This is a genomic window from Ileibacterium valens (genome assembly GCF_001945525.1).
Taxonomy (GTDB): Bacteria; Bacillota_I; Bacilli_A; order Erysipelotrichales; family Erysipelotrichaceae; genus Ileibacterium; species Ileibacterium valens.
The window spans coordinates 1-11,359 of the sequence record NZ_MPJW01000230.1 but is presented as its reverse complement, the minus strand read 5'-3'; the positions used below and the strand labels follow the sequence as shown (position 1 = coordinate 11,359).

At 40.8% G+C, this 11,359-nt stretch carries 10 protein-coding genes; 9 read left to right on the top strand and 1 reads right to left on the bottom strand.

All coding sequences use genetic code 11. From position 1 onward, the window contains the following. Positions 1-183 (top strand): hypothetical protein (locus tag BO222_RS14130; protein ID WP_233131256.1); only part of this gene is annotated, 183 nt, incomplete at its 5' end. Between the two features lie 14 nt (positions 184-197). On the opposite strand, the gene BO222_RS11270 is transcribed toward BO222_RS14130, so the two are convergent. Continuing rightward, positions 198-620, bottom strand: a complete 423-nt coding sequence (locus tag BO222_RS11270) for a winged helix-turn-helix transcriptional regulator (protein ID WP_075820872.1) — start codon at positions 618-620, stop codon at positions 198-200. Positions 621-805: 185 nt separating this feature from the next. On the opposite strand from BO222_RS11270, the gene lon reads away from it, so the two are divergent. From lon to celB, 8 genes are all read left to right on the top strand, one after another. Next, positions 806-3,175, top strand: a complete 2,370-nt coding sequence (gene lon / locus BO222_RS11265; protein WP_075820871.1) for an endopeptidase La — start codon at positions 806-808, stop codon at positions 3,173-3,175. Positions 3,176-3,586: 411 nt separating this feature from the next. Beyond that, positions 3,587-4,777: a MupG family TIM beta-alpha barrel fold protein gene (locus BO222_RS11260; RefSeq protein WP_075820870.1), complete on the top strand. Its 1,191-nt coding sequence runs from the start codon at positions 3,587-3,589 to the stop codon at positions 4,775-4,777. Positions 4,778-4,898: 121 nt separating this feature from the next. Continuing rightward, positions 4,899-5,615 carry a glucosamine-6-phosphate deaminase gene (gene nagB, locus BO222_RS11255; RefSeq protein WP_075820869.1) on the top strand — a complete coding sequence of 239 codons (717 nt, stop codon included), beginning with the start codon at positions 4,899-4,901 and terminating at the stop codon, positions 5,613-5,615. A gap of 823 nt (positions 5,616-6,438) precedes the next feature. Continuing rightward, positions 6,439-6,753: a PTS cellobiose transporter subunit IIB gene (locus BO222_RS11250; RefSeq protein ID WP_075820868.1), complete on the top strand. Its 315-nt coding sequence runs from the start codon at positions 6,439-6,441 to the stop codon at positions 6,751-6,753. 14 nt (positions 6,754-6,767) lie between these two features. Beyond that, a complete protein-coding gene (locus BO222_RS11245) occupies positions 6,768-8,747 on the top strand; it encodes a BglG family transcription antiterminator (protein WP_075820867.1) in 1,980 nt (659 codons plus the stop codon). Between the two features lie 30 nt (positions 8,748-8,777). Continuing rightward, positions 8,778-9,107, top strand: coding sequence for a PTS lactose/cellobiose transporter subunit IIA (locus tag BO222_RS11240; RefSeq protein ID WP_198932077.1), 330 nt, complete (start codon positions 8,778-8,780; stop codon positions 9,105-9,107). Positions 9,108-9,167: 60 nt separating this feature from the next. Further along, complete coding sequence (locus BO222_RS11235; RefSeq protein ID WP_075820866.1) at positions 9,168-9,689, top strand: hypothetical protein; 522 nt, start codon at positions 9,168-9,170, stop codon at positions 9,687-9,689. A 34-nt stretch (positions 9,690-9,723) separates the two neighbouring features. Continuing rightward, positions 9,724-11,073: a PTS cellobiose transporter subunit IIC gene (gene celB, locus BO222_RS11230; RefSeq protein ID WP_075820865.1), complete on the top strand. Its 1,350-nt coding sequence runs from the start codon at positions 9,724-9,726 to the stop codon at positions 11,071-11,073. Positions 11,074-11,359 lie beyond the last annotated feature (286 nt).

The following is an 11,359-nucleotide window of genomic DNA, read 5'->3' as shown; positions in this document are numbered from 1 at the left end:
GCAGGATTGCGTTTGATTTTAGCCATGATTTCATTTCCTCTTTTCTTAATAAAAGCACAAATCGCAAAAAAAATCTGTGCAGGCCGAGCCGTACGCTCTCGACTTACACAGATAAAATTACACTCTCAAGAAAGGTTTTTTTTTAGTAGAGATGATCTAAATGAATCACGAGATAGATCTTAATTGGTTTAATTTCATTAACTGATTGATTCTTTGGTTATTACAGTTTCTTCATTCGCAGAGGTTGAAGCGTCGTCTTGATGATTATTTGATTTGGAATTTGAGTTGGCTCGCTCATGTTCCATTAAAAATTCACCCCATACGCTGAATTCCTTGATAACAGGTAAAAGCATCATAGAAATTTCGGTCAGTGAATAATCCACTCTTGGCGGAATTTCATTGTACTGCCTGCGAATAACAAGACCTTCTTCTTCCATTTCTTTTAACGTATTCGATAACATCACATTCGTTACGCCCAGAGCCTTTTTTAGTTCGTTATAGCGAAGGGTGCCGTTTTCACATAAGACATAAATGACAGGGAGTTTCCATTTTCCCTGAATGGCATGGCAGGCATAACGAATTGGACAGTCTTCATCGGTAAATACAATCAATTTCTTCATATGGCAATCCTCACAAAAAGAATACAGGATTTTTCTAGCCTTTTAAATACTAAGTTTAAAAAATATGCTAAGTATGAAAACTATAAGTATTTACATTTTTCTTATTAACTACTATAATGCTCTCAATGGGTAGCACTTGTGTTATTAAAGTGCCAGAATCCTGGATTAGAAAAGTGAGGAATAGAATGGAAAACAACAAAGAACTGTACAGTGCAGCCGTTCTACCTGTAATCGGAACCCTGCTGCTGCCTGACATTAATTTACAATTATCCAATCTGGATCGTATGAGCGCTGTTCGCCTTCAGCAAACCAGGTTCATCGCAGTGCCAGTAAAAAATGAAAATCAGAACAGCTCCATCTGGGAGGCTGATGATCTGTATAAATATGGGGTGGAATGCGTAATCACCAGCGTGAGCGATGGAAAGGACGGCATCCTTTTGAATGTTCGTACCGGAGCGCGCGTTCACGTCATTGAAATGGGGAATGGAATTCTGCCTGAATGCCGCTATGAAATTGCTGAAGAAGAGCGTGACATTGATCAGGCAGGAGAAAAGGAAATGCTTGCCTATATCAAACGATCTGTTCACCAGATCAGTACCTCCTTTAAAGGAATGCGCCCAGTTCTTACTCGACTGGAATCCATCAAGGATATCAATTCCTTAATCAGTTTCCTTTCGCAGTATATGAATCTTTCTGCGACAGAAAAATATGAACTGTTAAAAACAGATTCCCTTCGTGAAAGAGCCCTGATGTTTATGGATCTGGTTATTTTGCAGAAGGAAAAAATCGCTCTTACTCTGGAGATGAATGAGAAAATTTCTGAACAGAATAACAAGTGGTATCGAAAACAGGCGTTGAAAGCCCAGCTTGAAGCCATTAAAAAGGAACTCGCTAAAACTGAAGGAAATTCGGATGATGATCAGGATGAAGAAGAACTCAGCTACAGAGAACAGATTGAGATGAGCGCTATGCCTGAACAGGTAAAGAAAGCCATTCTCAGGGAAGCTAAAAAGCTTGAAGATTCTTCTTCTCAGGGAAGCGTGGATCAGGATGTCATGCGCAATTACATCGAATTTGCTTTGGAAATGCCATGGAAAAAAGAAGAACTTCAGCCCTGTGATCTGAAAAAGGCCAGAGAAATTCTGGAAGCAGATCATTATGGTATGGAAAAAGTAAAGGAAAGAATCATTCAGCATCTTGCTGTGATGGCGCTGAAAAGATCGAATAAGGGGTCTGCACTGCTGCTTGTCGGACCTCCTGGAACTGGTAAAACTTCTCTTGGTAAATCCATTGCTAAAGCTTTAGGCAGAGAATATACACGCCTTTCCCTGGGCGGAGTTCGAGATGAATCTGAAATCAGAGGTCATCGCCGAACCTATGTTGGAGCCATGGCTGGAAGAATTTTACAGACGATCAAACAGGCTGGAAAGACCAATCCAGTCATGATTCTGGATGAAATTGATAAGCTGATGCAGGGTGGCTTTGCCGGAGATCCAGCTGCTGCCATGCTGGAAGTTCTTGATCCTGAACAGAATAATTCATTTACAGACCATTACCTGGATCAGCCTTATGATTTATCGGATGTCTTCTTTATTGCTACGGCAAATTCGCTGGATACTATTCCAGCTCCGCTGTTAGACCGTATGGAAGTCATTGAAATTTCCAGCTATACCGCATCGGAAAAATTTCATATTGCAAAAGATCATTTGATCCCTCTGACTCTGGATGAATTTGGAATCAGAGACGATCAGCTGCAGATCAGCGATGAAGCAATTACTACAATTGTCGAAGAATATACAATGGAAGCCGGATGCCGGGGCTTAAAAAAGAGAATTGCTCAGATTGCCCGAAGCAAATCTGAAGAGTTGCTTGACGAAAACACTGTTTTACCAATTATCATTGAATCAAAAGATCTTGAAGAGATTTTAGGAGCTCAGAAACGTCATCACCAGAAAGTAAAGGATGAAAATCCAGCTGGCGTGGTAACAGGGCTTGCCTGGACACCGGTGGGCGGAGAAGTTTTATTCATTGAAACAATGAGCATGCCTGGAAATGGAGCGACTTTAATTACTGGCCAGCTTGGAGAAGTGATGCAGGAGTCTGCTAAAATTGCCCTCAGCCTTCTGAAATCAAGACTTCCGATTGACTTTTTGCCGTTTAAGGAACGCGATATTCATATTCATGTTCCTGCAGGCGCTACGCCAAAGGATGGTCCTTCTGCCGGAATTACCTTATTCAGTGCTCTGGCTTCTTTAGCAATGAATAAACCGATTGATTCGCATATTGCCATGACCGGGGAGCTGACTTTACGCGGCGATGTTGAACCCATTGGCGGACTTAAGGAAAAGCTCTTTGGGGCGATGAGAGCTGGAATTACAAAAGTTCTAATTCCTGAGACCAACAAAGCCGATCTCAAGGAAGTGTCCGAAGAAGTTCTGGATGCTTTGGAAATCATTCCAGTTCGAACTGTAGAAGACGTTTTAAGAGAAACACTGGGGATCACTCTTCCTCCTATCGAAATGAAAATGGACCCATCCATTCGATTTATGATCTGATTTGAGTATTCAATGGATAATCATCGATAGACTTTATATCAATTGGTTGGAATCTGAAAAAATAACAGGAAAAAGATTTGGAAAATATCTGATTAGATAATAGCGATCAGAATCATACAGCCGGGAGCAATCCCGGCTTTTTGTGTTCTTAATTGTTGTTCAGGCAATTTCAATATTTCAGCAAATTACAACAGGTTTCATAGACGTGACAAAGAAAGAAGCATGCCTTAAAAACCATAACAATTCTCCTTAAAGCCGGTTCTTCGTGGAATAACCAGAATCGGATTGATATCATGGACATTGAAAGAGTCGATAAAACTGGTTGTCGAGTAATGAATTCATTAACCTGTAAGTCATCAAAAAATCATACTGAGAATGACTGGCAGCGGGATTCATTAAAGAGGAGAAAAAATGGAAAAAATTAGACTTGGAATTTCACTTTATCCTGAGCAGGAAAGCCGGCAGGAGATTGAAGATTATCTGAAGATGGCTTCAGAATATGGTTTCGAAAAAGTGTTTACTTCTTTATTTTCTGTAGAAGGAAGCAGAGAGGAACTTGTTGCCTACTTTAAGGAACTGACTGATCTGGCTCACAAGTATGGAATGGTCGTATCAGGTGACTGCAACGGAGTTCTGTTTGAAAGATTAGGAGCAAAAGCGGATGATCTTTCTGTTTTTAAAGAAATGGGGCTGGATATTCTGCGGATGGATGGTCCGTTTAATGATGAGCGTGACGTGATTCTTGTAAACAATAATGATGGCTTAAAAATTGAGTTTAATGCTTCGATGAGTGATCTGACAGCAAACATTATCGCCAACGGCGGAAATCCAGATAATATTCTGACCTGTCATAATTTCTATCCGCAAAGATATACGTGCCCATCCATGGAAGCGGTGAAAACTGCCAATGAAATGCTGACAAAACAGGGGATTTCAACAGCTATGTTTTTAAGTTCTCAAAAAGAAGGCTTACATGGACCATGGCCGGTTTCTGATGGTCTTCCAACTGTGGAGGAGCATCGGGATATTCCTGTAGAAAGTCAGCTAAAACATATGATTGCCATGAATAATGTCACTGAAGCGATCTTTGGAAATGCCTTTGCTCCTGAAGAAGAATTCAAGGCGATTAAAAAGACAATGGAGCAGACGTATCAGGAAATTAATGAGTTAGATGCGGATGATCCTTTCTTTGGAAACATGGTTCACGAATGGATTCCGGATGGAAAAATCCGAACGATTCCTTTTAAGCTTCATCTCGATGATGGAATTACAGAAACAGAAAAAGAAGATCTGCTTCGATATCCCATCCATATGGATATGGGTGACTGCATGAATTACATGCTGCGCTGCCGTTTTGGACGAATTCTGTTTAGAGGAAGAGACTTTACTCCAAGGCCATGCTCGAAAGACCATTTTGAACGCGGAGATGTAGTGATCGTTAATGACAACTGCAAACATTATGCCGGGGAAGTTCAGGTGGTTTTAAAAGATATGAAAAATGATGGACAGAGAAATCTTGTCGGGTACATCGATCCAGATGAAATCATGATTTTAGAATCAATTCGTCCAATGGACATGTACAGCTTTATTGTAGAAGAGTAAAAATGATTCTGTTTGAAGCGCTTTATAGAATGAATGAAAGATGATATCTTCATTTATGACAGGTAATCCCCAAATGGTTTCTGTCACTGATCTATGAACACAGATCGAAGGAGAAGAAATAATGAAAGTATTTATCGAAAAAGATTATGACGCATTGTCTGATAAGGCATTTGAAGTCATGAAGGAAGTCCTTGATGAAAATGATCATCCAGTTCTTGGACTGGCTACCGGAAGTTCTCCAGAAGGGCTCTATGCAAGAATGGTTGAAGATTACAAGGAAGGAAATCACTCCTATAAAGATGTAGTGACATTTAACCTTGATGAATATGTAGGAATTGACAGAAACGATCCACAGTCATACTACACTTTCATGAATGACCATCTGTTCAAACATATTGATATTGATCCTGCGAATACTCATGTACCATACGGATCGACTGATGAAGCAGCCAAAGAATATGACGATCAGATCAAAAGCGTAAGTATTCAGCTGCTTGGTATCGGCCGTAATGGTCATATCGGATTCTCCGAACCGGGAACTCCATTTGATGAGAGAACTCATATCGTTGACTTAACTGATTCTACAATCGAAGCCAACAAACGTTTCTTCGATAACGATGTAAACAAGGTTCCGAAACAGGCTATCTCTCAGGGGATTGCGACCATTATGGATGCAGATAAGATTCTGTTAATTGCTTCTGGTGCTGATAAAGCAGATGCTGTCAAGGCAATGATCGAGGGCGAGCCGACGATTGAATGTCCGGCAAGTGCCCTGCAGAATCACAAAGATGTAGTAGTTGTTTTGGACGAAGCAGCTGCTTCCAAACTTACCAGGTAAGATCTGCAAAATCTATGAATTTTCGTCCTGAAAAGGATGATTGCTAGACGAAGTTTCCAACGCGAAGCCTCGTCTTTTTTTATTTCCTGAATTATAAAGGGTTACACCAATAAAAAGACGTGTGTGCAGGTTTCGAATATTTTTGCATTTTTAAAGTACTTTCGGAAAGTTTCGATTGTCGAAAGGAATCAAAAGAAAAATCTTCGATATCACAAATAAAATTTGCAATGAAACGATTCATTATCCACAGGTTGGAGAAGTTTTCAGCGATTTATAATCAGTTCAATGAAGGCAGCATATCTTTATTTATTAACCACTTAAAGCTTCTGGATAGAAACGGAAAGTATTCATTTTAGATTCCGGAACCTGACCTATCCTCTTTCCTGAATTGTAAAAGAAACGGTAAATTGCCAGAAAGTCAAAAGATCATTTTTTTCCGGATTAAATACGGCAAAAGTGGGAAAATTCGTGAAGAAAATTCAAAATATATATAGAATTTGGAATTATTTTATGATTTCAAGCCAAAAATTTGTATTTTTTGTCAAATGCAATTATTTAATGACGGAAAAAAAGAATAAAAGTCCAAAAGGGGGTCTTTAAAACTGATCAGAAATCAAATAAAATGAAACCGGAAACAAATGCCGGAATGATCCGGCAAATCTGTATTTTACAAGTGAAATTATCAGGTGTAGATTGCAGATAACGAAAGCGGCGCAGCCAAATCCCCGGCTCACTTTCACAATGGCCGACCGGTAAACTGGTCAAAGCCAGTAAGTTTATGGATTCCTGTTGTACAGGATGGGAAGGATAAATAAAAGAAATTATGAAAAAAGCACTGATTATCTGTGTTGGTGGTATGTCCAGTTCACTTATCGCCAAAAAAACAACTGAAGAATTGAAAAACAAGGGTGTAGACGTACTTGTAGAAGCAGTTGGAGTTATTGAAGGAGAAAAACACATCCGCAATAAAGACTATGATTTATTCTTAGTCAGCCCACAGACAAAAATGTACCTGAATCAGTTCCAGAGCATTGGTAAGGAAGTTGATGTACCTGTAGTTGCTATTCCTCCACAGGCTTACATTCCTGTTCCAATGGGAATCAAAAAAATGGCTGATCTCGTAGATAAAGAGATCTAAACCATTAAACGTCAGTGAAGGCAAAGGAAAAAGAGCTTCTGACACTTCTTTATCAGAATCGAGATCAGTTTCTGACATCGCAGAAGATGGCGTGGCATCTGGATCTTTCCGAACGGACGGTCCGAACTTACATCAAAAGACTTTCAGGTGAAATCGAAGCCAATGGCGGAAAAATTATTGCAAAACAGGGAAATGGGTATCAACTCATTCTCAACAATGCTTCTGCCTTTGAAAACCTGGTTCATTCAAGTAAGCTTGAGAACCTTTATCAGAAAAATAGTGTGGACAGTGCGCAGGAGCGCAAGGATTTTATCTTACAGAAGCTTCTTTTGGAAAACAGAGCAATCGACCAGTATTCGCTTGCCGATCAGCTTTGTATTTCTGAAAGTACTCTGAAAAAAGATTTCAGCATCTTGCGGCCCCTGCTGGATTCCTACTCATTGAGCCTGATCAATGACAGTGATGGAAAACTAAGAATTTCCGGCAATGAAGAAAACAAACGTGCTCTGATTATGGATTACTTCTTCCGCAATGCGAAGTTTACTTCGATCAGAGAGTACATTGACCATTCTGGATACTTTGATGATGTTCCATCCGAAACTCTTTTGATGATCATTCTGGACGAAACCCGTAAGGAAAATCTCATTCTTTCAGACATTATGATGCAGAATGTCATGGTTCATTTAGCACTGAGTATTAAAAGGATTAAAAGCGGACTCAGACTTGAAAAGTTTTCTTTTAAACCCGGATTTAACCAGGCAAGTGAACGGCGGGCAGCTGCAAAGATGATCGAAAGACTGTCTGATGAAATCGGGATGGCTTTTCCCGAAGAAGAAATTGCTTATCTAACACTGCATATGGCAGTGAAAACTACTGATAAGGGAAATAGAGAAAAGCCTGAAAATCTGGAAAGGGAAGTGGTGGATGTCCTGCAGTCGTTTCATGACGATGGACATTGGGATTTCGAAAGGGACGAACTGCTCAAGCAGTCTCTTTTAGACCATCTACCTCCAATGATCGCTAGACTTCATCAGGGGATCAAGCAGAGCAACCCGCTGACAGAATCAATCACGAACGATGAACCGGCATTATTCAACCTTGTGAAGACTTATTTTTCAAAAATGCCTTCTTTAAAAGGACTGTCGATCTCAGATGATGAATGGGCTTATCTTGCCCTGCACATCATGGCTGCGGCAGAACGAATTGCCGAAAGCAGTAAATTACAGGTCCTTGTTATCTGTGCCACTGGATATGGGTCCAGTCAGCTGCTTCATTCGAGACTTATGAAATACTTCTCTAACAGTATTCATATTGTTTCGGAAACCGGTTATTTTTCACTCAATGATGACATTCTCAAAGGGGTCGATCTGATCATCTCCAGCGTCAATATGGGATCTGTGATTTTTGGAGTTCCTTTTCTGCATGTTTCTGTATTCCTGACTGAGGACGATGTCTCAAGAATTCAGAAGTTCATTGACAAGAGATTTAAGGGACCTAAGTCCATCGGAACCTGTTCTGGACTCAGTCGTGAAAAACAAAGTCAGATCTTTCATCAGTATTTCTCTCGAAAGAGATTTCTGATCTTCGATCACTCCTATACGGCTGAAGATATTGTCGATACACTCGTTTCTCTTATGGCTCACGACGAAGCGGAAAACTTCACCGCCCATATGAAGGATCAGATCCGATTAAGAAACAAGATGGGCAATGTCGCATTTTCGGATACGGTAGCTGTTCCACACCCAGCCATGCCGCTTGCTGAAACGGCAGGATTTGCGGTAGGAATTGCACCCGATGGAGTTTACTGGGACAAAGAGCACCCAAGCATTCGATTTATTATTCTGATGTCTCCATCATACAGAGAAAATGAAGGACTCAAGGAAGTAACCCAGGCGATTGTTCGCCTGCTCGAAGAGGATAAGCGGCAGGAAAACATGCTCAACAATCCGACGTTTGAACAGTTTGAAGCAATGTTCCGACCACTGATCCAGTAGAAAAATATCTGAAGGGAAATTGCTGCATTTATGACCAAGATGGATAACGAAACTTCTCAACTGGTTGCTTTTAACATCATTTCATTCAGTGGAATGGCCAGAGCGTTTGTTCATGAAGCTATGGACGCTATGCGTGAAGGCGATTTCGAACTGGCTGCTACAAAGATGCAGGAAGCCGAAGACCAGCTCGTTGAAGCTCACAAATCTCAGACCGATCTTCTTCACCAGTTTGCCAATGGTGTTGAAATCGAAATCCAGATTATCATGGTTCACGCTCAGGATCACCTGATGACCACCATGACACTCAAAGAAGTTGCTGAAGAACTCAAACCAATCTATCAGAAACTTCATGGCTGCTAAGAAGCTGCAAAACTTAGCACTCTAAGAATTAAGAATTGAAATGGAAGGAGAAAATGGAATATGAGCCGAAAAAGAAGAAAAGGGATTAAGCAGAGTGAAGACCAAATCACTCGCAGACGATTGCAGTCTCTAAAAACACTCTACTTCAACAGATTTCTTGTAGTCCGATATGCGATTGCCTCCTGCTTTTTTGGAAATGCTTTTCTGACTTATCTGGGATGGGGAAGCTGGATTTCTTATATTTCGTTAGCTCTACTTCTGGCTTCGATTTATCCAGCCTGGGAGCTTGGCTCCATATTTGGAAAATCGAAAGTAAAGTATCAGATGTCGAAGCTGTACTGCCAGCTGCAATGGGTGTTCAACTTCGGACTTCTGATCATAATCTGGACCCTGCCAATGGCGCAGGTCATGCCGTTTCTGTCAGATACCCCGCTGGCACGAACTGTAGCTACTGCTCTTGTTGGAATTGGACTGATCCTGCTGTCCGTATCGAATGTTCGATTTAAGAAAATCGATACAAAAACCGATCGGGTTTATCAGCAGATCCAGTTTTATGAACAGAAGTTTGGTCTTCACATCTGATCTTTAAAACCATCATTTTAAAGGAAGATGAATTATGCAAAAACTATTTGATTTTCTTGAAAAATACATGATGGGACCGATGGGAAAACTGTCACAGAAACAGTTTGTCCGCGCGATCATGGCTGCTGGTATGGGTACGATCCCATTTACCATCATCGGTTCTGCATTCCTGATCCTCAACGTATTACCACAGGTTTTCCCAGCTCTTGAAGGAATATGGGCTGCCTCATTTGACAAAATTACTAATCTGTACATGACTGCCAACACATTCACAATGGGTGTTCTGGCTCTGTACTTCAACATCATCATGGGCTTTGAATTAACAAGTATCAAAGCGAATGAATATGATTTAAATCTGTCTCCAATTACTGGAGCCATGCTTTCCATGATGGCATTCCTGATGACTATTGCTGAAATGGTTATCGTTGACGGAACTTATGTTTTCGTTGAAGGCGAAGGCTACATTAGCGGTATCGCTTATGGAAGCTTTGCTAATCGTTTAGGAACTTCCGGTATCTTTACTGGTATCCTGATGGCTACTCTTGCTGTATGGATTTACAAAACTTGTGTTCAGAGAAACTGGACCATCAAACTGCCAGATGCTGTACCATTAGGTGTATCTCGCTCCTTTACAGCATTAATTCCTTGCGCAGCTATCGTATTTGTTGTTTTAGTACTGAATGGTTTAATCATGCTGACTGGCTATGACCTGTTCAACATCATTGCTATCCCATTCTCATTCGTAGGATCAATTGCCGATACATGGTATGGTGTTCTGATTATCAACCTTCTGATCCACGCTCTGTGGTCTGTTGGTATTCACGGCGCTAACATTATCTCTGCATTCTACTCTCCATTTACACTGCAGAACTTCCAGACCAATGCAGAAATCTTCACTGGAAAAGCTACTGGCGATTATGCAGTATTTGCTGGTGAATTCCAGAACATGTATGTTGTCTGCGGTGGTTCCGGTGCTACATTAGGTATGTGTATCTGGATGGCATTCTGTGCTAAATCCGAACAGTTAAAAGCTCTTGGTGTTGCTTCCTTACCATCTGGAATCTTCAACATCAACGAACCACTGATTTTCGGTGTACCAATTATCTATAACCCGAACCTGATTATTCCTTATATTCTGGCTCCAACCGTAGCAGCTGAAATTGCTTACTTCGGAATTGCCAGCGGAATTTTCCCACCAGTAATCGCTAACGTGCCATGGCCAACTCCAGGTCTGCTCGGAGCCTTTATTGGAACCGGTGGAAACTTCATGGGTGCTGTACTGGCATTGATCTGTATCACAGTCGCATTCCTGATTTACTTCCCATTCCTTACAAAATATGACAGTCAGCTTGTTAAAGAAGAAGCTGAAGCTACTGCTGCATAGTAGATCACACTGTCACTTCGAAAGAGGATACGGCGGCAGCCGTATCCTCTTTTTAGAACTTGATTAACATTAAATACAACTTTCCCAGTCGATTAGACTATAAGATTTGCCCATAAACAGGCTTTATCTATAGCCGGGCACCTGCATGGGGTGCCTGGGTTTTAATTTCTTCTGCAGATTGGTCTTGTGTAAAGCCTCTAACCCCTGTTTTTAAGTTCAATTTAGCGGTGTCGGCCCTCGATATATAGGCTTATTTATGGTATAGTAGTTATGTAAATAGACTATA

Coding starts and splice junctions, on each gene's coding strand:
- lon (WP_075820871.1), top strand. CDS start 806: ATGGAAAACAACAAAGAACTGTACAGTGCAGCCGTTCTACCTGTAATC.
- celB (WP_075820865.1), top strand. CDS start 9,724: ATGCAAAAACTATTTGATTTTCTTGAAAAATACATGATGGGACCGATG.
- BO222_RS11250 (WP_075820868.1), top strand. CDS start 6,439: ATGAAAAAAGCACTGATTATCTGTGTTGGTGGTATGTCCAGTTCACTT.
- BO222_RS11240 (WP_198932077.1), top strand. CDS start 8,778: ATGACCAAGATGGATAACGAAACTTCTCAACTGGTTGCTTTTAACATC.
- nagB (WP_075820869.1), top strand. CDS start 4,899: ATGAAAGTATTTATCGAAAAAGATTATGACGCATTGTCTGATAAGGCA.
- BO222_RS11260 (WP_075820870.1), top strand. CDS start 3,587: ATGGAAAAAATTAGACTTGGAATTTCACTTTATCCTGAGCAGGAAAGC.
- BO222_RS11235 (WP_075820866.1), top strand. CDS start 9,168: ATGAGCCGAAAAAGAAGAAAAGGGATTAAGCAGAGTGAAGACCAAATC.
- BO222_RS11270 (WP_075820872.1), bottom strand. CDS start 620: ATGAAGAAATTGATTGTATTTACCGATGAAGACTGTCCAATTCGTTAT.